Annotated in this window: 19 protein-coding genes and 1 pseudogene; 18 read left to right on the forward strand and 2 right to left on the reverse strand. The window is 43.2% G+C overall.

From position 1 onward, the window contains the following. Positions 1 to 4: 4 nt before the first annotated feature. Positions 5 to 208, forward strand: coding sequence for a CPXCG motif-containing cysteine-rich protein (locus IHV80_RS08010; RefSeq protein ID WP_004733789.1), 204 nt, complete (start codon positions 5 to 7; stop codon positions 206 to 208). A 107-nt stretch (positions 209 to 315) separates the two neighbouring features. Here IHV80_RS08010 and IHV80_RS08015 read toward each other — a convergent pair whose 3' ends face one another. Further along, the gene (locus IHV80_RS08015) at positions 316 to 924 is read right to left on the reverse strand and encodes a riboflavin synthase subunit alpha (RefSeq protein ID WP_192890689.1); all 609 of its coding nucleotides are present in this window, start codon (positions 922 to 924) and stop codon (positions 316 to 318) included. A 161-nt stretch (positions 925 to 1,085) separates the two neighbouring features. Between IHV80_RS08015 and IHV80_RS08020 the strand changes: the two genes are divergently transcribed. Then, positions 1,086 to 2,456, forward strand: coding sequence for an MATE family efflux transporter (locus IHV80_RS08020; RefSeq protein WP_192890690.1), 1,371 nt, complete (start codon positions 1,086 to 1,088; stop codon positions 2,454 to 2,456). Between the two features lie 135 nt (positions 2,457 to 2,591). Here IHV80_RS08020 and IHV80_RS08025 read toward each other — a convergent pair. Next, a pseudogene (locus IHV80_RS08025) lies at positions 2,592 to 3,432 on the reverse strand (DNA ligase). 294 nt (positions 3,433 to 3,726) lie between these two features. Here IHV80_RS08025 and IHV80_RS08030 point away from each other — a divergent pair. The 16 genes from IHV80_RS08030 (at position 3,727) to IHV80_RS08105 (ending at position 23,487) form a co-directional block, all read left to right on the forward strand. Continuing rightward, complete coding sequence (locus IHV80_RS08030) at positions 3,727 to 4,056, forward strand: STAS domain-containing protein (RefSeq protein WP_192890691.1); 330 nt, start codon at positions 3,727 to 3,729, stop codon at positions 4,054 to 4,056. Positions 4,057 to 4,118: 62 nt separating this feature from the next. Beyond that, positions 4,119 to 4,952 (forward strand): OmpA family protein, encoded by an 834-nt coding sequence (locus IHV80_RS08035; protein WP_192890692.1) that lies wholly within the window; start codon positions 4,119 to 4,121, stop codon positions 4,950 to 4,952. After that, entirely contained in the window at positions 4,949 to 7,048 is a 2,100-nt protein-coding gene (locus IHV80_RS08040; protein ID WP_192890693.1) for an SLBB domain-containing protein, read from the forward strand. The genes IHV80_RS08035 and IHV80_RS08040 overlap by 4 nt, the downstream gene beginning before the upstream one ends. Next, positions 7,048 to 7,737, forward strand: a complete 690-nt coding sequence (locus tag IHV80_RS08045) for a P-loop NTPase family protein (protein WP_192888632.1) — start codon at positions 7,048 to 7,050, stop codon at positions 7,735 to 7,737. The genes IHV80_RS08040 and IHV80_RS08045 overlap by 1 nt, the downstream gene beginning before the upstream one ends. 46 nt (positions 7,738 to 7,783) lie before the next feature. After that, positions 7,784 to 8,611: a phosphate/phosphite/phosphonate ABC transporter substrate-binding protein gene (locus tag IHV80_RS08050; protein ID WP_192888633.1), complete on the forward strand. Its 828-nt coding sequence runs from the start codon at positions 7,784 to 7,786 to the stop codon at positions 8,609 to 8,611. A gap of 42 nt (positions 8,612 to 8,653) precedes the next feature. After that, positions 8,654 to 11,026: a response regulator gene (locus IHV80_RS08055; protein WP_192888634.1), complete on the forward strand. Its 2,373-nt coding sequence runs from the start codon at positions 8,654 to 8,656 to the stop codon at positions 11,024 to 11,026. 511 nt (positions 11,027 to 11,537) lie between these two features. After that, positions 11,538 to 12,530, forward strand: coding sequence for an ABC transporter substrate-binding protein (locus IHV80_RS08060; protein WP_192888635.1), 993 nt, complete (start codon positions 11,538 to 11,540; stop codon positions 12,528 to 12,530). Positions 12,531 to 12,721: 191 nt separating this feature from the next. Further along, on the forward strand, positions 12,722 to 13,621 hold the full coding sequence (locus IHV80_RS08065; protein ID WP_122055363.1) for an ABC transporter permease: 900 nt from the start codon (positions 12,722 to 12,724) through the stop codon (positions 13,619 to 13,621). Continuing rightward, complete coding sequence (locus IHV80_RS08070) at positions 13,614 to 14,846, forward strand: quaternary amine ABC transporter ATP-binding protein (RefSeq protein WP_192888636.1); 1,233 nt, start codon at positions 13,614 to 13,616, stop codon at positions 14,844 to 14,846. Before IHV80_RS08065 ends, IHV80_RS08070 begins: the two co-directional genes overlap by 8 nt. A gap of 332 nt (positions 14,847 to 15,178) precedes the next feature. Beyond that, positions 15,179 to 15,622 carry an Hpt domain-containing protein gene (locus tag IHV80_RS08075; protein ID WP_192888637.1) on the forward strand — a complete coding sequence of 148 codons (444 nt, stop codon included), beginning with the start codon at positions 15,179 to 15,181 and terminating at the stop codon, positions 15,620 to 15,622. 192 nt (positions 15,623 to 15,814) lie between these two features. Continuing rightward, on the forward strand, positions 15,815 to 17,326 hold the full coding sequence (locus tag IHV80_RS08080; protein ID WP_192888638.1) for a sigma-54-dependent transcriptional regulator: 1,512 nt from the start codon (positions 15,815 to 15,817) through the stop codon (positions 17,324 to 17,326). After that, on the forward strand, positions 17,307 to 18,449 hold the full coding sequence (locus IHV80_RS08085; protein ID WP_226088475.1) for a glycosyltransferase family 4 protein: 1,143 nt from the start codon (positions 17,307 to 17,309) through the stop codon (positions 18,447 to 18,449). The genes IHV80_RS08080 and IHV80_RS08085 overlap by 20 nt, the downstream gene beginning before the upstream one ends. Positions 18,450 to 18,700: 251 nt before the next feature. Then, positions 18,701 to 20,077: an O-antigen ligase family protein gene (locus IHV80_RS08090; RefSeq protein ID WP_192888639.1), complete on the forward strand. Its 1,377-nt coding sequence runs from the start codon at positions 18,701 to 18,703 to the stop codon at positions 20,075 to 20,077. A 92-nt stretch (positions 20,078 to 20,169) separates the two neighbouring features. Next, entirely contained in the window at positions 20,170 to 20,955 is a 786-nt protein-coding gene (locus IHV80_RS08095; RefSeq protein ID WP_192888640.1) for an acyltransferase, read from the forward strand. Then, positions 20,948 to 22,066, forward strand: coding sequence for a glycosyltransferase (locus IHV80_RS08100; protein WP_192888641.1), 1,119 nt, complete (start codon positions 20,948 to 20,950; stop codon positions 22,064 to 22,066). The genes IHV80_RS08095 and IHV80_RS08100 overlap by 8 nt, the downstream gene beginning before the upstream one ends. Beyond that, positions 22,063 to 23,487, forward strand: coding sequence for a GumC family protein (locus IHV80_RS08105; RefSeq protein WP_192888642.1), 1,425 nt, complete (start codon positions 22,063 to 22,065; stop codon positions 23,485 to 23,487). Before IHV80_RS08100 ends, IHV80_RS08105 begins: the two co-directional genes overlap by 4 nt. Positions 23,488 to 23,680 lie beyond the last annotated feature (193 nt).

A 23,680-nucleotide genomic window follows, 5' to 3' on the forward strand; every position in this document is an offset into this window, starting at 1 on the left:
CGCCATGCATAAATACACCGAGAAACATGTCTCCTGCCCTCATTGTGGGCACGCGATCAGCATAACGCTCGACGCTTCCAATGGTAGCCAAGACTTCTACGACGATTGTCCCGCGTGTTGCAATGCCATCCACCTCGACATGCAGGTAGATGAAGTGAGAGACAGAATTAACCTCTCGATTGATGCAGATGATGAACAAGTTTTCTGACAAATCATTTTTCGATTCAGCCACGATCAAAAAAGAGCACCTGATGTGCTCTTTTTATCACTTAAACGATATTTTAATTACTCAAACCATAAACCTTGTCGTTCAGGTTATCTCTGATTTGCGAGTACGCGTTCTACGGTATCAACGATAGCTTGTGTTTGAGGGTCGAATTCGATGTTCACATCATCCCCTACTTCACGGTCACCAAACAGAGTGCGATTCAGTGTCTCTGGGATTAGATGTACAGAGAAGCGATTGTCTTCCACTTCTCCGATCGTCAATGAACAACCATCGACGCCAATGTAGCCTTTACTCAGTACATATTTCATCGATGCTTCTGGCAGTTCGAACCAAAGTGTACGGTTGTTTTCCGTCTTAATCACTTCGACTAACTTAGCCATAAGTGCGATGTGCCCAGACATACTGTGACCACCAATCTCGTCACCAAACTTAGCGGCGCGCTCGACGTTTACTTGGTCACCAACATTGAGTTGGCCTAAGTTGGTTAGTCTTAGTGTTGCTTGCATGAGATCAAATGAGATTTGGTTACCTGAGATTTCAGTAACGGTTAGGCAACAACCGTTATGAGCGACTGAAGCACCAATCGCTAATCCTTCAGCCATCTCATCGTTTAACTCAATGGTATGAGTTTGAAACAACTCTTTTTTGTTGATAGCAACCAGTGTAGCCATGCCTTGAACGATACCTGTAAACATAAGATTCCTATTTAGCATTTTAGTAACAGTTTTTCATAGCAGTTATTGTGACATTTCTTTATGATTCGTCCAGTGGAAGCTCAAGATCAGTGTCTCTGATTCCTTCAGAATGTCTATTCCTACGCTATTATTCTAATTTTCTCTCTTATTTGGAGTTGTTTGTGCATCGTTACAAAGAAGAAGCCTCTAATTTAATCAAACTTGCGACCCCGGTTTTGATCGCATCAGTTGCACAAACCGGAATGGGTTTTGTTGATACCGTTATGGCCGGTGGCGTAAGTGCTATCGATATGGCGGCGGTTTCAATCGCAGCAAGTATTTGGTTACCATCCATTCTATTTGGTGTGGGCCTATTAATGGCGCTTGTTCCTGTTGTGGCACAACTGAATGGTTCGGGTCGCCAAGTAAAGATTCCATTTGAGATTCAACAAGGCGCGTTTTTGGCACTCGTCATCTCCCTTCCAATCATTGGTGTGCTCTTTCAAACGCAGCTGATACTTGAATGGATGGATATTGAACAGCTCATGGCAGAAAAAACAATCGGCTATATGAATGCCGTGATGTTTGCTGTTCCTGCATTTTTACTGTTCCAAACTTTAAGAAGTTTTACTGATGGTATGTCTTTAACCAAGCCTGCAATGGTAATCGGTTTTATCGGCTTACTATTAAACATTCCGCTGAACTGGATGTTTGTATACGGAAAACTGGGGGCGCCTGCTCTTGGTGGCGTGGGTTGTGGCGTAGCGACGGCAATCGTATATTGGGTGATGTTCGCTTTATTGTTTGCTTATGTTTTAACATCGAAGCGCTTAGCGAAAATTAATATCTTTGGCACGTTCCATAAACCACAGTTAAAAGCTCAAATCCGTTTGTTCAGACTTGGTTTCCCTGTTGCCGCTGCAATCTTTTTTGAAGTTACGCTATTTGCAGTCGTGTCTTTATTGGTGGCGCCGTTGGGTTCCCTGATTGTTGCCGCGCACCAAGTCGCGATTAACTTTTCTTCACTAGTGTTCATGATTCCAATGAGCATTGGTGCTGCGGTGAGTATTCGTGTTGGCCATAAATTGGGTCAAAGCAACACTGAAGGCGCAAGAATAGCGACACATGTAGGCATTATTGTTGGATTGGTGACTGCGTTTATGACAGCCGCGCTAACCGTTTTGTTTAGAGAGCAAGTCTCGCTGCTTTACACTGAAAATACGGCGGTTATTACCGTTGCCATGCAGCTGTTGTTGTTCGCTGCGGTATATCAATGTACGGATGCAATTCAGGTGATTGCGGCGGGTGCTTTGCGCGGATACAAAGACATGCGTTCTATCTTCAACATTACCTTCGTTGCCTACTGGTTACTTGGCCTTCCTATCGGTTACGTCTTAGGGATGAAAGATTGGATAGTTGAACCTATGGGTGCACATGGTTTCTGGATTGGTTTCATCATTGGTCTTACGTCAGCAGCCATTATGTTGGGTATGCGCCTACACTGGATGCACAAACAAGATGACGATGTTCAGCTAGAGTTTAGTTCTCGTTAATTCGTTAATTCGTTAATAATTTGAAGCTAACAGCTAACCTAATATTAACCCCAAGAGCTCTGAATGATCAGGGCTCTTTTTGTTTCCTGTTAACTTCAAGCGCTCTAGTTTGAATACAAGTTAATGTCTTAATTTTTAATACCCACTCTTTTCTCGAACAAAGCGTGCAAACTTGGGCTTTCCGTTTTGCGTAAAGCCGTTATAGCGAAAGGTAATTCGACTGCCGATTTCTGGTGGTGCCAACCTCATCTTATCGCTAAATCCACTCCCAATATAAAATTCAACGCCCTCTTCAGTGTGCACCAATATCGAGCCCATCATTCCCTTGTACTTCCCAGTTCCTCCCTTGTAACCGATAACGGTCGCTTCAGCGTCATGATGTCTCTTGAGTTTGAGCAAATCATTGCTTCTTCCTGCTTGATAACGGCTGGTGATCTTACGAAGCATAATACCTTCACCATTCCCTTCATCGATGTTGTCCAACTGTTGGAATAACAACTCTTCACTTGGTATAGGGAAATGTTCGATGTACCCAATATGCTTTTCATCAATGACACTCGCCCAATGCAGAATGTTGTAATAACGTTTTTGATAATCTCCGGCAGCACCTGGCATATCAAAAAGCATGAAGTCGATTTTCCTCCAGGCCGTATCGCTGGGCGTATGGTCCAACACGGTTGATTGAACAATATGAAAGTTACCTCGCCCTGCCCATAACTCGCCTTCTAAGTGAACTTTAGGCAGTTTCGACAAACCAGTTAGGGACATAAATTCGATTACCGTTGCGCGTATATAGATGTTCTCCATCCCACAACGCTCTAATGCCATCCAGTTTTTCGCTTTTCCAATATTGAGAGACATCGATCCCTTGTTGATAGGTATTGGCTAGCACCAATCGCTCGGGTGGTAAATAAGATGATTGTGTAGGCAGAGCACATGCCCACAACGTTGCTATGGCTAGTTTGGTTAACCTCATTGTTCACTCCGTATTTGTTACTCCTTTCATCCTATGTGTTCAACAAAGTTGATATCAGGAATTAAATAAACGATGCGACCCAAACGCCAACATTATTTAAACCTCGATTTCATTCACCAAATTAATATCTAGTGGCTCTCACAAATTCACTCATTATTCGTTCTCATATTGAGAAGTCTTGCTTCTCAATATGACATTCATACAGCCCTCTTTTCTAACTTATTGAAAATAAAGAACATAAAAGTTGGCACATTCAGTGCAATCGTAAACTCATACATTAAAGGAGATAAGACTATGGAATTACGCAAAATTGACTTAAACACAACGACACTGACTCTTTCGATTTTTGGTGATTTAGACGCAGCAGGTAGCCGCGACGTACAGACCGATATTGACGATGTGATTTCTAACGACGGCCACCCAGAAATTGAAGTTGATTTCAGTGAAGTTCAGTTTCTTGATTCATCAGGCGTGGGTGCAATTGTCTACATGTTTAAGCGATTAACTGAGCGCGAACGAAACATGCGCTTAGAAAATGTATCTGGCCAGCCTTTAGAAATTATGAAGCTTCTACGTATTGGCCACGCTATCCCTGTGAACTCAAAAAATCCTACCAATTCATGAGGATCCACTAAGCTAGAAGTAACTAAAAATAATAATAAAAAGAAAAAACAAAGGACGTTGGCATGAAAAAACTTAAAAACTACATAGCCCTTTCTCTGTCTGTCCTAGTTCTGGGTTGCACAAGTTACCCAGAACAAGGCACTGGCGGTTTGGCAGAAAGCTTTGATTCGCTCAATTATCAGAATTCTGACTTCTCTCCGGTCATGCCCGACGAGCCTCTTGGTCCTGAACATGGACTACGTTTTGATTGGCAATTGGCAAAACTGCATTTAGATGCCTTAATTCAAGAAGGTGCACGTTGGTGCTTCCCTGCTGCTGTTGTTCAAGCAATTCAAAAACAAAACCGAATCGCCCGAGAACTCCAAGGTGGTCTTCTGTTAGATGCAGCCAACGACCTTGTTATCCAGAGAAAACGTCTTAACGAACTTGAGGTTCAACTCGACTACGTGACTTCTCAAGCGCGCTGTGAACCACCTAAAAACGAAAACCAATTCCGCATGCAGTTATCCGTGATTCAACAACTGTACGAACTGCTCAATGTTGACAACCAATTCGCGACAGACTCTATCGAAGTGAACCCTAAATACATGGGTAAGTTGGCTGAAGCGTCTAGCATTTTGAAAGAAAACAAATCTTTAGATCTTATTGTTACAGGACACGCAGATGCGACAGGTTCTGAAGAGTACAACGATAAACTAGCGCTAGGACGAGCAAAACAAGTTGAACGCTATCTCACTATCTTTGGCCTAAGCCCACAAAGAATTAAAGCAGTATCTGTCGGTGAAACGGTACCACTTTTTGAGGGTGAATCTGACGGAACCCTGCTGACCAACCGTCGAGTGAGCATTGAAGTTATTTCGCCTGAGAATGCAGCGAAGATGGGAGGTGCACAATGAAATCGCTAATCACTTTATTCATCACATTCTCATTGTGCTTCGCGAGTTTCGTTCAAGCGAATGATGAGTTTTCTGATGCAGTACAAGTTGGTGACCTCATCCAAGTTAACGTTCCTGGTGAAAGCACTCTAAATACTGGCTTCCAAGTGGATAAACGCGGACGAATTACCCTTCCTGAAGTCGGTGCAGTATTCGTGGCGGGTTACAACAATGAACAACTAAACAAAGTCGTTTTGGAGTCTTTAGCTTCAGCTTACAAAGATCTGTCAAACGCATCCGTGTACGTTAAAGAACAACAAATCATCATCTCGGTACAAGGTTATGTGAAAAAACCGGGCGAATACACGTTAGCGCTAGGCTCAAGTGTTCAAATGGCCCTGTACGCGGCGGGCGGTTTACGTTCAGGTGCACAGTTAGACAAACTGATCCTAAAACGTGGATCTGACAAAAAAGAGTTCAACTACAAACGTTTTCTAGACTCTGGGGATGAAGCCAACCTACCGACACTGCAATCGCTTGATTCTCTGTTCGTTCCCGCATCTCCGCTTGTTGGTAATATTGAACAAGAGTTTGACCCAGCTAAGCTTGCTAACTCTGGTGACAGTGCTGACTCTCGCAATGCCATTAAGGTGTTTGGTGAAGTAAACGCGCCGGGTTCATTCACGTACAAAGAAGACACTGATCTCGTTGATGTGCTGATGCGATCGGGCGGTGTGACTCGCTATGCCAGCGTAGAGCAAATCCGTGTCATCTCTAACAACACACCTACTCTATTCAACCTTAAGCGCTACCTAGACTCTGGTGATGAAAGCTTGTTGCCTGCTCTTCGTCCCGGCTCAACCATTTTTGTACCGAAACAAGAAGAAGAGATTAAGTCTGGTGCCAATATGGTTTACGTGATGGGTGAAGTTGCTGCTCCCGGTGCTTTTGAAGGCAAAAAAGGCGCGACCTTCATGGATATCCTTGCAAATGCTGGCGGTCCTACTCGATTTGCAGAATCACGCCAAATACGGGTGATCAAAGCGGATGGCAGAGTGATTAAATTCGATTTAGCGGCTTACACAGAAGGCCTACCTAACTCTAACCCACCGAGCATTAAAGCCGGTGACGCTATTTTCGTTCCAGAGAAAACAGACATGAACGAGAAGTCTTGGTTGAAGATTACACCAGACAGAGCGGTCAATGTCATCGGTGAAGTCAACCGACCTGGACGTATTGAATGGTCAGATGAAATGAACTTCATGGGGTTACTGGCTCACGTTGGCGGCCCTACATTACGTGCTGACACGTCAAAAATTGAAGTTGTGACAGGTAGAAAGATGATAGTGTTTAATCTTGATGACTTCATCCGAAATGGCGCGCCACGCGATCAACTTCCATACATTCGAGCTGGCTCTATCGTCCGTGTTCACGATTTGCCACAAGATCCTTCAGACAACAAATCACAATGGGTTCGTCAAAGCTCAGACGCATCAATCTATATTTTCGGACAGGTGAATGCTCCCGGTCGTTACCGCTTCACTAAAGACATGCATTTCTTAGATATACTGTCAGCGGCTGATGGCCCAACTAAAGACGCCGACATACACAATGTTCGTGTTACACACCGTGACAAAACCTACTCTCAAGTAAGCAAACTAAACCTATCATTGTATTTTGAAACGGGTGATGAATCATTACTGCCAAACGTAACAACGGGTGACACCATTTATATCCCCGAGAAAGGTAAAAACTGGTTAGATACACCCAAAGAAGAAACCGTTCGAGTGCTTGGGGCTATCAATAACCCGGGTCGTTATGTGTTTAACGACAACATGACCATCTTAGATGTCTTGGCAGAGGCGGCGGGCCCTACTGATAACGCTTACGTAGAGAAAATCACCATTGTGAACATGTCTTGCTGCCAGGGGCAGGCGCGCACATTTGATTTGGTCGAGTTCAGTAAAACGGCCAACATTTACAACCTACCAGTACTGCGCGCTGGTGACACTATCTACATCCCAGATCGCCGTGAGAGCTTTATGGAAAAAGCTCGTGTAGGTTTAGAAGACATATTACGTCTAACAACAATGATCGTCTTAATAGGAGCTTTGTGATGACTATTTCAGCAATTCAAGCAGAAGTAGAGCAACTCTACTTAACCTCCGAACTTAATAACAAGCGCTCTTTGTGTATTACGGCGTGCGATTCTGGTGACGGTGTAACATCTATTGCAACGGCTCTAGCGGAACGCTTTATGTTAGCTGGTCATTCTACCCTGTATGTAGACCTCAATTTATTTAATCCGGCATTCAAAGATTTACATATGTTGGAAGAAAAGCAACAAGGAAGACTCATTGAACATGTTGAGTCTCAACGCCTTTTCATGGGGGTTCCAGCTCCTCAAGTTACTTCAACTCAACTGGCTTACAAAGACCCAGAAACGCTGACTAAAGTGGTAAGCCAATGGTTAGAAACATACGAAAGAGTGGTTGTCGACACCTCGCCTCTGCTGAATATTAACAAAGGCAATATACCCGCCCAATCTGTAGCAAGTGCTTGTGATTGCACGTTACTTGTTGTCGCGTATGGAGAAACTTCAACGCACAACTTAACTCAAGCAAAAAAGCTACTTGATGCACAAAATATCTTGCTTCTTGGATGTGTGATGAATATGAAACACACTCCAAGTTTCGCTAACGAATTGATACGACAAGTAAATAAACTGAAGCTCCTTCCTCGTTCACTACAAGAGAAGATTAAAAGTTCGATATCTAGAAATGAGTTTCTCAATTTACCTCTATAAGTTTCACTACAAAATTACGATGTCTCTAAGATAAGGAAGGGAATCTATGAAAAATCTAACGTTGCTAACATTGGCTTTGCTACCGACATTAACTTATGCAGAGACCTTCACATTTGGTATTGTTCCTCAGCAATCTGCAAGTAGACTCGCGCAGCAATGGACCCCAATACTCGCGAGAATAAGTCAAGAAACGGGTCACACAATCATCTTTGAAACCGCTAAAGATATCCCTATGTTTGAGCAACGTCTTGCTAATGGTGACTACGATTTTGCGTATATGAACCCTTTCCACTTCGTTACTTTCAATAACAGCGTTGGCTATAGTGCGATGGCAAAAGCCAAAGACAAACGCCTAAAAGGTATCATGGTAGTGCGTAAAGATAGCGGTATTACAAGCTTGGAACAGTTAGACAACACCACCCTTGCCTTTCCCGCACCTGCAGCGTTTGCGGCAACGTTACTAACTCAAGCTGGCCTGAAACAAAGAAACGTTCATTTTGAACCTAACTATGTCTCTTCACATGATTCTGTATACCTTTCTGTGGCCAAGGGTTTTTATCCATCTGGAGGCGGTATCATCCGAACCTTCAACGCATTAGCCCCGGAAGTTAGAGACCAGCTAACTCCTATCTATACCTCCAAAGGTTTTACACCTCATGCTATCGCTAACCACCCGAGAGTCGACTCAGAGATAGTACAGAAAGTCCAAGCCTCTTTTGTTCAATTAGCCCAGAACGAAGAAGGAAAAACGTTACTTTCGCCACTAAGAATTAAAGCTTTTGAAATAGCAGTTAATGTCGACTGGGATGATGTTCGTGCATTAAACATTAAACAGAAAGACACCATGCCCATGACCGTAAACAAGGATCAATAGTTGCGGTAGGTTTGGGTAAAGCACCACGGTAAGGATACGCTGATGACTTTTAGAACAAAAACAATCATTGGAATAGCTTCGATAGAGATAGTGATGCTTATGGCACTTGTCATAAGTGCAATGTCATTTCTGTCGGATTCTAATGAACAGCAACTTATCAAACGCGCGCAGGCAACTTCTCAACTGTTTGCCCGCGCAACCAAAGACGCAGTGTTATCCACTGATATCGCAACATTAGACGACATTGTAAAGGAGATAATGACGATCGAAGATATCGTCTATGTCAAAGTGGAGCGTAATGAAGTATTGCTGAGTAGCGCTGGGGATCCAGACTATTTCAGTAAAGAAATTCAGGTCGATACGAACTTATCCAACGTCAATGATGGCATATTCGATACGTACTACCCAATTGAAAGTGATGGACTAAAGTACGGCTCAATTTCAATTGGGTTTACAACTTCTTCAATCAATTCGATGCTTACAGATGCTAAGAAAACCATCAGTTCAATCGCCTTGATAGAGGTCATTCTTGTTGCCATCTGCTCCTTTATTTTAGGTACTTACCTGACGAAACATTTGTATCAGCTTTCGTTTGCTGTAAAAAAAGTGAGAACGCACGGGCCAGGTTTTCAACTGAAAATAAAAAGTGACGATGAACTGGGTGATGTAGTTAACGCATTTAATGATATGTCTACCTCTTTGTCTAAAAACTACACGGATATCAAACAAGCCAGAGAACAAGCTGAGCAAGCTTCTGAATCTAAAAGTCGATTTTTGGCCTCTATGTCTCATGAGATTCGAACCCCTATGAACGGTGTTCTTGGCATTTTATCGTTATTAAAAGAGACCAAATTGACAAAAGATCAAAGCCACTTAGTCAATACAGCTTCAACATCGGGAGAACTACTTTTATCTATCATTAATGACATATTGGACTTCTCTCGTATGGAAGCCAATACGCTCATTCTTGAACAAAAAACCTTTTCTCTCCAAGAGTGTATCCACAGCACCATTGATAGCTTTGAGCCGAGTGCCAACGCGAAAAATATCCAGCTTGTTACTCCTTATCAACCTGACCTACCCGTGATGGTGGTTGGCGACGTTCACCGCTTTCAACAAATCTTATTGAATTTGATAGGTAATGCGATCAAGTTTACTTCCGAAGGTAGTGTTATCGTCAACGTTGAGACTAATGAAACCGCAGATAATAAGGTAGAGATTACATGCCAAGTCGCCGACTCTGGGATCGGTATTGAATCCAACGCAATGAGCTATTTATTTGAAGAGTTCACCATGGTGGACCAAGGATATTCAAGACGTCGTGACGGTTCTGGGCTAGGCCTCGCCATTTGTAAACACCTAGCGAAACTGATGGATGGCAACATATATGCAAGTAGCGAGGAAGGTGTCGGTAGTACCTTTACCTTTTCGGTAATTTTGGAAAAAGCATCAAACTCAGCTGAAGAACGTCGTTCTAGTTCTTCGTCGGTGACGTTAAACCCTAAAATTTTAGCCAGCCGTATCCTAGTAGCTGAAGATAATAAAGCAAATCAACTCGTTATCATTAATATGTTTAAAAACGCAGGGATGATCATTGATATCGCGAACGATGGGAACCAAGCTGTCGATATGGTAAAAAATAATGATTATGACTTCATCTTTATGGATATCTCTATGCCAGAAAAAGATGGCCTACAAGCATGTTCTGAAATCAGAAACTTACCCAACAATCAAAAGGCGTCAGTGCCAATCGTCGCGCTGACTGCACATGCACTCTCAGGAGATAGAGAGCAGTTTTTAAATCAAGGCATGGATGACTACCTTGCAAAACCAATGAGAATGTCACAGATCGCTGACATGTTGCACCTCCACCTTGTTACCAAACACGAACATGCTATTGAGTGCAAACCTGATACAGTGAAGGTATCTCAAAACGGCGAGCCTACAACTTCAGATATTCAGGCAAGCGGTACTGCTGACGAACCATATGCAACAGAGGGTTCTGAGGCTCTGGACGGTCACAAAAATCAAATAGCCAATCAGCCGCTAACGGAAATTCAAGAATCTGATCTGGTTGATGAGCAAATTCTTGAACAAATGGTTGAAGATACCTGTGCCGAAGTGATGCCAATGTTGATCGAGCACTATATTGTAGAGTCTGAAAGCCGCATAAAACTGATTCAAAAAGCTGTTGTGGAACAAGACCTATCTAACCTAGAGTTTGAAACTCACACCTTGGGCAGTTCCTCGCTCGCACTTGGGAACCGTCGCTTATCTGTGTTAGCGAGGAAAGTCGAAAAACTGTGTTCTGAGCAACAATCTGAGTTAGCGTTTTCTAAAGTCGATGAGCTAGTAGTTCTTGCTAAAGAATCCATGAATGCTATCGAGAAACGAAGAGAGCGAGGTTTTAATTAGGCTGTACGCTGCGGCTTATTGCTCACTCCCCCAATCTCTTCTTTCACTCCTCTGCTTACTCCAGCCACATACCTGACTAGAGCCTCTTTCATTAAGCAGGCAAGGTTCGGGCAATGACGTTCATTACTATTCAATGCATTTTACATGTAAATTGTAGGGTTTAGTGACTTTTCAAAACAAGTAGCACACAAAATAATCACGTTATGTGACTCAGTCTAATAAAGCACATTGTAGATTGAGTCAAAGGTGGAATTCATAAGAATATTCCCTAAGATTATATATAGAGGTGGTTTTTGACGAATTTGTAATAGTTTGACAAAGTTATCCGATGGCTGTGAAACACAATGGATAAATCAAGCAAGTTATGCTTTGTTGGTTTATTTATATTCCCTCCATCCCTCCTTCTGCTCAAATGGTTTAAATACACGGAAAGGATCACCATCGAGCAATTTAGTTAGTCAACAGAACTTGATTAGCTTGGTTGTATTATTAAAGAGAAAGGAAACTCAATATGAAATACAAGTTAAGCTCCGTATTTTTGTTAGTTGCAGCAGCCAGTGGTCATGCTAACGCTGGTGAATGTGGCAGCGTAACAATCGCAGATATGAACTGGAACTCTGCAACTTTAATCGCCAACATTGACCAATTCATCCTAGAACACGGTTATGGTTGTGATGCCGAACTCATCCCTGGTGACACAATGCCAACGGGCACGTCGATGATTGAAAAAGGCCAACCGGATGTTGCACCAGAACTATGGAGTAACAGCCTCAAAGACGCGCTCGATAAGGGTGTCCAAGAGAAGCGTCTCCGCTACGCAGGTAAAGCCCTCGTCAACGGTGGTGAAGAAGGTTTTTGGGTTCCCGCTTATTTGGTTAAGCAATACCCAGAAATGGCAACCATTGAAGGCGTCCGCAAAAACGCTAGCTTGTTTAAACACCCAGAAGACCCAGATACATCTGCATTTTATAGCTGTCCAGCAGGTTGGAACTGTCAAATCAGTGCCGGTAACTTGTTTGAAGCTCTTGACCTAGAAGAGAGTGGTTTCACCATTGTGGATCCAGGCTCGAGTGCCGGCTTATCTGGATCTATCGCGAAAGCTTATGAACGTGAAGAAGCTTGGTTTGGTTATTACTGGGCACCAACCGCGGTATTAGGCAAATACGATATGGTCAAAGTTGACTTTGGTAGTGGCGTCAATGAACAGGAGTTTTTGAACTGTACCACTAAGGAAGACTGTGACTCCCCTAAAGCAACCATGTACCCGCCTTCACCAGTTCACACTGTCACTACTGAAGACTTCGCATCAAGAGCTCCAGAGGCTTATGACTACTTTACTAAGCGTGGTTTCACTAACGACAAAATGAACTCACTGCTTGCTTGGATGGAAGACAACCAAGCGGATGGTGAAGAAGCGAGTATCCATTTCTTGAGTGAGTTCCCAGAGATATGGCACCCATGGGTATCTCAAGAAGTTGCAAAAAAAGTAGAAGCAAAGCTGTAATCGCTCTTGCTAAACATATGAAAATAATAGGAATAAATAACGTCGCTATACTTGATGTTATTCAATATTCGGAGTCTTAAGTTTCAGTCACGATAATGTTAAGCGTTATCGCGGCTGAAACCGTTTATCTCGCCCGTTATTCAACAGCGACTTAATACGAATTTAAAGACACCGAACTATAAGGATATAAAATGGCTGACAGCAATTGGTTATCAAGCTTTCCTGAAATGGAACGCTCTGATTTGCGAGCAATTAAAAAGGCGCTAGATGGCGCTTACCGCGAATTTTCCCGTGAATACGGCGAAATGATTGAATCATTATTTGACCCTCTTCTTTCTTTCCTTGTTTGGTTTGAAAAACTCCTCATTTCCACTCCGTGGATTATCGTTCTTGGCGTGTGCACCAGCTTGGTGTATGCCGCGAGCCGCTCTTGGAAACTGGCATTAGGTTGTGTGGTTTCATTGCTTCTCATTGGTTACTTTGGCATGTGGGAAGATACCATGCGTACACTCAGTATCATTACCGTGTGTACCCTAGTTTCAATATTTCTCGGAATCCCTATAGGTATTGCAATGGCGCGTTCTAATCGCGTGCAATCTATCGTTACGCCGCTACTCGACATCATGCAAACCATGCCTGCGTTTGTTTATTTGATTCCAGTGGTGATGCTTTTAGGCATTGGTAAGATCCCAGGCCTGATCGCCGTAGTTATCTATGCAATTCCACCTGTAATTCGTCTAACCAACTTAGGTATTCGTTTGGTTGACAAAGAAGTGTTAGAAGCAGCAACGGCGTTTGGTGCGAGCAAGAAACAACGCTTGTGGGGTGTTCAACTGCCTTTAGCAATGCCAACGATTATGGCGGGTATCAACCAAACTATCATGATGGCTCTCTCTATGGTGGTTATCGCGTCGATGATTGGTGTTAAAGGCTTAGGCCAACCAGTACTAAAATCGATCACCAACCAATACTTCACATTAGGCTTGATGAACGGCTTTGCAATCGTTGCCCTCGCGATTCTATTTGACCGAGCTTCACAGGCTTATGCGCGTAGAACTAATGCGCACCTAGGAGGGTTAAAGCATGACTAAACCATTGATTGAAATTAGTGGTCTTTACAAAGTGTTTGGACCAAAGCCGATGTCTGTTATGAACCGTGTGACAAACGGTGAACACAAAGACGATATATTGGCAGATACTGGGCATACCGTCGGGTTGAAAGAGATTAACCTCGAGATAAACCGCGGTGAGATCTTCGTTATCATGGGCCTTTCTGGTTCTGGTAAGTCTACATTAATCCGACACTTCAACCGCCTAATTGACCCGACTCAAGGTAGAATCACGGTTGAAGGTATTGATGTAATGAGCCTCAACACGAAAGAGCTTGAAGAGTTTCGTCGTCACAAAATGTCGATGGTTTTCCAACGCTTTGGTTTAATGCCTCACCGTACTGTGGTTGAAAATGTTGCATATGGATTAGAAGTCCAAGGAATCAAGAAAGAAGACCGTTTAGCCAAGGCTAATGAGTGGCTCGAAACCGTTGGCTTGAAAGGTTACGGTAATCAGTACCCAGCTCAACTTTCTGGCGGTCAGCAACAACGTGTTGGTTTATCACGAGCTTTATGTACCAACGCTGAAATTCTACTCATGGATGAAGCCTTCTCGGCACTTGACCCTTTGATTCGTAGCGAAATGCAAGATCAACTGATCGAACTACAAGAGAAGCTTCATAAAACCATTATCTTCATTACCCACGATCTCGACGAGGCACTGCGTTTAGGTGACAGAATCGCGATTTTGAAAGATGGTGAATTAGTCCAACAAGGTACGCCACACGAGATTTTACTTAATCCAGCAGATGATTATGTAGAAGCGTTCGTAAAAGACGTAAACCGAGCACGCGCTCTAACGGTTGAAACGGTTATGCAGCCTCCTCTTTACCGCATTACTTCTGAAACCATTGAAGGTGCTCTGGCTCAAATGAAGATACTGAAAAACGATTACGCTTATCACGTGACCGATGACGGCTATCAAGGCTTAGTCACCCAAGAAAGTCTTCAAGATGCGGTTGAAGATTCCTCAGTGCATGACTTCAGTGAAGAGATCTACGAAGAAGTTCCAGCGGTGTTGCCTGATGCCGTTATTGAAGAAGTTCTACCTGACACCATGTCTTGTGATTACTCTCTTCCTGTTGTCGACGAAGAAGGCAATCTGAAAGGCGAACTAGAACGAAGCGCTGTTGCTGAGATCTTCACTGAAAATAGCGAGGAAGAAGTAGAGCCCGCCCCAAAGTTAAAAATTGATAAAGCCTCTTAACTGAGTGCTGCTTGTCGTGTTGTCATTTAGCTTTGTCGTAAATGGCCTTTCATACAAATAGAAACCAAGGCCGTTGTGATCAATTAATCGCAGCGGCCTTTTATTTCCACAGTCCATCGAATGCATCAAAACACATAACAAACCAGACAAGCTACATTTAATTCATTGAAATAAAAATCTTAATCGTGAGAGTAAACTCAACTCTACGATATACCACTTCTAAATAATTCCTATATTTATAGAGCAAGCGGTTGAAATTATTCTGAAAAATGTCTAAAACTTAATAATGACGGTGCAATTTGGTATCAAATTAAGATAATGCGTTTCTCAAGATGAAAGGAATTGATGTGCAGAACTCAGCCTTAGCCGCAAAGACACCCATGAATTTGAGCACACAGGTCGACAACGTCAGCACCATTCAAGAAGCTGAACTTGTAGACGAAAGTATTCTGCAGCAGATGATCAAAGACACCAGTGCTGATGTGATTCCAATTTTGATTGACCATTATATTCAGGAATCAAAAACTCGTATCGCAGCTATTAAACAGGCCTCGACAGCAAATGATTCAGAGGCACTTGAATTTGAAGTTCATACTCTGGGTAGCACTGCCATGGCATTAGGAAATCGACCGCTTTCAAAATTGTCTAGAAAGATTGAAAAGCAATGCATAGAACAGGAACACGAATTAGCATTTAGTCAGGTCGATAAACTTTTAGACTTAATAGTTCTTTCAATCGATGCGCTTATCGCAAGAAAAGAAGCCGGTTTTAGATAACGCCATATACGACACAAAAACACTCAACATAGGCAATATCAATAATCAAACTTCGAGTTTGATGCAGTTGAAACAATAAATAGAACATTCGGAAAAATTGCATGCGGCAGGTAACAAACACACCTTATTCGCATTGATGCTTAGATGTCACTATGTTATTGATTAGGATAAAGTTTCAAAAGGAATTATACAATGCGCCCTAAAGTATTGTTGGTTGAAGACTCCACCTCCCTTGCCGTACTTTATAAACAGTACGTCAAAGACGAGCCATACGATATATTTCATGTCGAGACAGGCACAGAAGCCAAAACATTTATAGAAAGACACGGTCCGCAGCTCATCATCCTCGACCTAAAGCTACCGGATATGCCGGGAGAAGAAGTCTTAGATTGGATTAGTGACAACGAGATTCCGACCGCGGTCATTATCGCTACAGCACACGGTTCTGTGAATATAGCCGTTGATTTGATTCAACGCGGTGCGGAAGATTTCTTAGAAAAGCCCATTCAAGCTGATCGTCTCAAGACATCTGTTCGTCTTCATCTACGTAGAGCCAAGCTCGAAAACCTTGTAGACAATATTCAAAGTAAATTCGATCGTGACCGCTTCCATAACTTCATAGGCTCTTGTTTACCGATGCAAGCTGTTTACAAAATAATTGATTCAGTTGCCCCAACTACCGCCAGTGTTTTTATCAATGGCGAAAGTGGTACAGGTAAAGAAGTCTGTGCAGAAGCGATACACCAAGAAAGTCAACGTAGCGATAAACCATTCGTTGCTATTAACTGTGGTGCTATCCCTCGAGATCTAATGGAAAGTGAAATCTTCGGCCATGTGAAAGGAGCCTTTACAGGAGCTACAACTGACCGCAAAGGTTCAGCAATGCAAGCTCATGGCGGTACCTTATTTCTCGATGAGCTTTGTGAAATGGAACTGGAGATGCAGAAAAAGCTTCTAAGATTCTTACAAACAGGCACTTTCACCCCACTCGGCGGCAATAGAGAAATTAAAGTCGATGTTCGAATCATCTGCGCAACTAACCGCGATCCGTTAGTTGAAGTTGAGGAAGGCCGATTCCGTGAAGACCTTTATTATCGGGTTCACGTCGTGCCTATCGAGATGCCACCGTTAAGAGAACGTGGTAGTGACATTGTCACGCTTGCGAATCACTTTTTGAAGCTGTACGCGAAACAAGACAAGAAGAAATTCAAATCTATCGACAAAGAGACACAAACCTTACTTAAGCGCTATGCTTGGCCAGGTAACGTGCGTCAGTTGCAAAATATCATTAGAAACATCGTGGTATTGAACAACGAATCAAGCGTAACCAAAGATATGCTTCCTCCGCCAATTAATAAAGCGGATATAGCGGGTAAAACCAAATCAGTAACTCCAATTAGAACCATAGAGCCAAATCATGTTGTTGCGGCCAATATTCCTGAACCTAGGTTGCCCCCGATAACGCCAGAAGAATTGGATAGTCATGCCGCAGCGCATGCGAATACAACAACGTCTCCCCTATTGACCACCAGCGATGGTTCTATTCGTCCAATGTGGCAGATTGAGCGTGAAGCGATTCAACATGCTATTAATCATTGCGATGGAAACGTGTTAAACGCAGCTGTGCTTTTGGAATTAAGCCCTTCAACTGTTTACCGTAAGAAGCAGGCTTGGGAATCTGAAGATGAGTACAATCAAGCCTAACTTCAACCCGAATAATGTAAATAGCGAGCCTCTTATCACCGAGGCTCGCGCTCCTAAGCAGGGAGAAATTTGGCTGTTCATCGACAGCCAAACTTTTGGAGGTATAGAAACTCATGTTTTGGAGCTAGCGCAAGGCCTTATCTCAGAAAGTAATCGGTATTCCGGCTCTGTTCGAGTGGTTCTTTTGACTAAGTTCGACCCTGAAGCGATCATCGTGGAAAAGTTGAATACGCTGAACATCCTTTTTAGTTACCTCTCCGATTTAGCCTCATGCTCTGCAGACTCAAGTCGCAATAGCGCGACACAGCTTAAACGTGCAGTTCAACATTATCAGCCAAGGCTTATACATGCTCATGGCTACAAAGCCAGTTTGGTCAGCAAGCTAATAAAGCTCCCGCCTCGTTTAAACAACACCAAACAAATCACCACTTATCACGCAGGTGAAACTCCAACAGGCAAAGTATGGCTTTATGACTGGCTCGACCGTTACAGCAGCTTTCTTTCTGATCAGTCGCTTGTAGTAAGTGAGAAGATTAAAACGAAAGTACCGAGTAAAACCCATCAACTAAATAACTTCGTTAAAGTTCCGACCCGATTAACAAACGCCCCTCCATCAAGCCCGTCCCATGTCGGTTTTGTGGGGCGATTAAGCCACGAAAAAGCACCTGACAGATTTGTCGCATTAGCTAAACAGTTTCCCGAGGTTCAGTTTGAGCTTTTTGGCGATGGACCAGAAATGGAGGCGTTAGTTAAAGCACAGCCTGATAATGTTACCTTTCACGGGCATCAAACCAATATGGATGACGTCTGGAGTCAAATCGATCTGTTAATCATCCCTTCCCGCTTTGAAGGCTTACCTATGGCGGCATTAGAAGCCATGATTCGCGGTATTCCCGTTCTCGCCACATCAGTTGGTAACTTGCCCCAACTCATCGAGCATCAAGTTAATGGCTTCCTCGCCCATACTGAAGCTGAGCTAGAACAGTTTTTATCTTTGTGGATGTCATTGACGAGTGAACAACGCGACTCTTTCAAGAGTAACGCGATAGAAACGGTGAAAAGCCAATACTCGCCACAAGCGGTTGTTCCGAAGTTGTTAGAAATCTATCAGCTCGACCGTTAATACTAATACTAGTTAGTAATTGGTCATTTGGGCTTGATGACCTAGGCGTTTTAGTCAGTTTTATACTGATTCTCAAAATGACAAACCTCAACTCAAAGCTAAGCCCTCACTTAATAATCCAACACTAAATCAGTTAGTTAAAAAAATGCATAACTGGCACTCGCTTTGCAATATTTAACATCAGGTGTAACTTCGCCTTTAAAAGATCGCGAGCCGCGTCATGAAATGTTTATTTGCGAATAGAGGTCACAATGATCAACCCTGAAGCCAATAGATTGCCAGTCATCATCACCATCAGCGCGTTGTGCATTGGGCTTGGTGTTGTTTGGTATTTTGTGCCTCATCCTGCTGTAATTGTGGCGCTCGCTCTTGTGCCATTAGCCGCATTATTCGTATTAAACAAGACATTCTGGCTAGTTCTATTGTTCGTTGTATTTTCATTTTTCCGAATTCACGAAGCCATTCCACAACTCTATTCGTTAAAAATACCGCTGATGCTCTCATTAGGCGCTCTGTCTGCACTTCTTTGGCATGCATTAATCAGTAAAGAGCTTAAAATCTTCTGGCATCCTTGTTTAAATTGGCTCGCAATATTTTGGGTTTTGGTGTTCATTGGGATTATCTTCGCGTCTAACAGGCCGATAGCGCTAGCGGAATTCAAAGGCGTGTATTGGAAAATAATAGTGATGACACTCGCCATCGTTTGGTTAGTAAACAGCGCAGAGTATTTGGTTAAGACCTCAACTGCGATTATCTGTGCGGGCGCGTTAGTCGCCGGCATTGCGATTAACAACTCAATCAACGGTATCGGCCTAGTAGAAGGGAGCCGCGTAACCATTGGCCGTGATTTTGGCTCGATGTTGGGCGATCCAAATGATCTCTCTTTGGTTTTAATGTTCCCGCTAGCCTTTGCTATCAGCCAAGCGAGCACAACAGGAATCCCGCTTATAAAACGCATACTAAGTGTCGGTGTAACTGTACTCTTGTTAGCAGCTGTCATTGCAACACAAAGCCGTGGTGGCCTACTCGGTTCACTTGCTGTTGTCGGGATTTTTGCATTTAAAGTAATACGGTCTAAATCACTGTTGATCACTTTGGGCGCTATAGGAGCTATTGGTCTTTACTTAGTCGCAGGAATTTCAGACAGAGCATCAGGCGGTGCGGCAGAACAAGGGGTCGATGAGTCGGCTATGGGCCGGATTTACGCGTGGGAGGCTGCCTTCAAAATGGCGGTAGATAATCCGTTGACCGGAGTCGGTTTAGATAACTTTTTTTCCAACTATTTCTTCTACAGTTCCCACTGGGATGGTTTAAATCATGCCGTTCACAGTACTTGGTTTGGTGTGCTTGCAGAAACCGGCTTTCTAGGGCTCATCATATTCGTGATACTGATTACCTCACTGATCAAAACAATACGCTCCACACTCAAACAGCTTTCAGAAACGACCAACACCATAGATCCAAACCTTAATGCTGCGGCTTACGCTGTATATGCTGGATTGATCGGTACCATCGTCTCGGGAACGTTCCTGACACAAGGCTTCAATTGGCCTATTTATATCCTCGCGGCGTTGGTTGTCGCTATCGCCAATATATCTCAAACTGCCTGTCAAAATGAGAAAACCTAAAAGCCACACGCTAACTAATTGAAAATATGTAATTTATTACATGGCACAGTATATGAAAGTACTTCTATATAGCAAGGCAGAGGAGTTTCATTATGACGTCAGTATCCATACATCAATTCAAACATTGGCTTAAGTTTCATCCTAATTCTCGAATTAGAAATGTGTTTTTCATTTTGAAAGACATCAGAAGCGCAGAGCTACCTACCCCGCAATTGCTTAACCGTTTCCTATATCAAGCACACAAGCTTGTAGTGAATTTGGTTTCTGGCTTTACGCGATTCTTCTACTGGACACCGGCGTTCAAAGGTCGTGTGGCTCAATGTGGCAAACGCCTGTATTTGTATGGTGGTCTACCTTTCGTGAGCGGACCTGTACAAATTTCGATTGGTGACAACTGCCGTATCTCTGGCCACACTACATTCTCAGGTTGTACCCAACCACTTGAAGGCTTAGAACACCCACTACTTTCGATTGGTAACAATGTAGACATCGGCTGGCAATCTACTATCGCAGTTGGAGGTAAAGTGGTTATCTCTGACAACGTACGCATCGCAGGTGGCGCTTTCTTATTTGGATACTCAGGTCACCCACTAGATGCAAAACGTCGAGCGTTAGGTGAAGGCGATGACCCACAGCAAATCGGCGACATCATCCTTGAACCCGATGTTTGGCTAGGCACTAATGTGATCGTTAAAGGTGGCGTAACCATCGGCGAAGGTGCCGTAATAGCCGCCGGCAGCGTGGTAACAAAGAGTATCCCTGCCTTTGCAATCGCAGGCGGTAACCCTGCTCGAGTTGTAGGTCAGATTAAATCCGTTGAAGTGACTGAATCCGATGTATTCGATTCGTTAGAGACTAGTGGAGGTAGCCATGCGTGATTTAATCGTATTTGGTGAAGACTTTGGCGGCCTACCTTCATCGACTCAACATTTAGTTCGTCACCTTGCTAAGCAACACAAAGTCTTATGGGTCAACTCTATTGGCCTAAGACAACCGAAACTGTCCACTAAAGATGTAACACGAGCGTTCAACAAGTTGTTTGGTAGAACCAAAGCCGTTACTCAAAACATGCTCGACTCTGAGGAGCATGAAAACATTACAATCGTTAATTTAAAGACAATCCCTGCGCCTGCTTCTAAGTTCTCTAGAAAGTTGGCTCAGCAAATGATGTTGTACCAACTACAAACGGTTATTGCTGAACTTAATCTTAACGCGCCCATCCTATGGACTTCCCTTCCGACCGCTGTTGATTTGTGCGGACATTTAGGCGAGTCGTCAGTCGTTTATTACTGCGGCGATGATTTCAGCGCACTGGCCGGTGTTGATCATGACACCGTAGCACAGCACGAATCGGAGTTGATCGATAAAGCGACTCTTATATTCGCGGCTAGCAAAAAATTGATGGATAAATTTCCAAAGCATAAAGCACACTTGCTACCACATGGTGTCGATGTAAACCTATTTTCAACACCAGTACCAAGAGCAAATGATTTACCTAGTAATCATCGCCCTATTGCTGGCTTTTATGGCAGTCTTTCTAAGTGGCTTGATTATGAAATGATTGACCATGTTGCGAATGCGATGCCGGAATGGGATTTTGTTTTTGTTGGTCCGAATGAGCTTGATACGCTCATGTTACCTAAGTTGGATAACGTACATTACCTTGGCCCTCGTCCACATCACACGTTGCCAAGCTATTCCCAACACTGGGATGTAAGCCTATTGCCGTTTCTTGATAATGAGCAGATCCGAGTTTGCAGCCCACTCAAGCTAATGGAATACCTTGCTGCTGGTACACCTATTATCGCAACGCCGTTCCCAGCTTTGGTTCCATATCAAGAGCACGTAACCACTGTTGGCAGTGCAAACCAAATGATTTGGGCGCTCGACCATGCACGTCACCTGTGCAATTCACCAATATCTATCATTGAAAAAGACAGCTGGCAAAACCGCGGTAACTTCGTGCATTGGATGCTGGAGCTATTATGAACAACCTCAAATTGCGGCTATTAGTTTTATTGAATGCAGCCTGGCGTCAACGCTACGTGATTTTGGTTCCGATTCTTATTCTGCCTTTCGTGGGTTTCGGAGTAAGTAAGTTGGCGCCAACAAAATACGATGCTCACACCAGCATGTTGATTCAGGAAACCGCTAAGATGAACCCGTTTCTTGAAGACATTGCGGTATCTACGATGCTCAAAGATCGTATGAGCGCACTTCGCACGTTACTTCACAGTCGACATGTCCTTTACTCAGTTGCGCAAGAGCTTGAATTGACAACGCCTGATATGTCAAACGTTGAGAAACAAGAAATCATTACCGACTTATCTCAGCGTTTATCAGTTACACAATTAGGGAAAGATTTCCTGAAGATAAGCCTCAGCTCAGATACACCAATAGGTATGGAAGACACACTTCGCTCGGTCAGTGAACATTTTATCGAGCAGTTATTGGCACCTGAACGTTCTTCGATTCAAGACTCGAGTAGCTTTCTTAAAATTCACATCGATGAACGAAACGAAGAGCTAAGAAAAGCAGAAGAAGCGCTCGCGCTGTACGTGAACGAAAATGTGCATTCAACACCTGAAGTTCAGAGTCAAAGTTTAAATCGTTTGGCTTCGTTAAAGCAGACACTTGCAGAGAAAGACGCCGAATTATCTGGGGTACAAAAAAGCTTAGGTTCAATTGACCAACAACTCTCTAAAACCAACCCTGTCATTGGGCGTCTAGAAGACCAGATCATTGATATTCGTAGTGCGCTAACTCTGCTACAAGCAAAATACACAGACCAACACAGCGCAGTGCAAGCCAAAGTTCGTGAGCTAGAAAGGCTTGAAAATGAGCGGACGACCTTGTTGGAACAAAAACAGCCAGGCATGAACAGCGATCAATTATGGGACATCGCGAGTAGCACGACATTAAACAAGCTTTCCGACATTCAACCTTTATTAGTGACACAGCTTCACAGCCTGCAATTGGTTCGAGCTCGTTATGAGTCTTTAACCGAAGAAACGAAAAGCCTTCGTACTATGATTTTTGAATTGGAAAACAAAGCGAATAACTTTGGTGAGAACGCAAAAGAGATGTACCGCTTGCAACGTAATGTGAATATTAAACGCCAGCTTTACGATGAGCTTACAGAACGTTACGAAATGGCTCAGTTAACCGGCGCTCTCGGTGTATTTGAAGAAAATAAACGTGTGAAGATCATCGATTTACCGTTTACACCAAGCATCAAGTCTAACATGCCGTCATTCATCTTTATTCTCGCAGGTTTACTTGCTGGCATCGGCTTAGGTACCGGTTTAGCGATACTGTTCGAACTCTTTGATTCTTCAATCAAGCGAAAAGACGAAATTGAAGACATCATGGGAGTTCCCGTTATTACCGTTATTCCCAGAATGAGTTAATAACGAGATCACTTAGTTCTTGGCTCTTAGTAAGAATTCGCTCATAGGCAGAATTAGCTAAACATAAAAAACGCCAGCCTCTCGTTGGTGTTTTTTATGTTTATGTTTTGGTTTTTCTGATCAGTTTTGGTCTGTTTATCCATTCCCTAACTTTCTTATCGCTTGTTTAAACAGACATTCTGTTTTGATTCCT

The organism is Vibrio bathopelagicus, from assembly GCF_014879975.1.
Classification (GTDB): Bacteria; Pseudomonadota; Gammaproteobacteria; order Enterobacterales; family Vibrionaceae; genus Vibrio; species Vibrio bathopelagicus.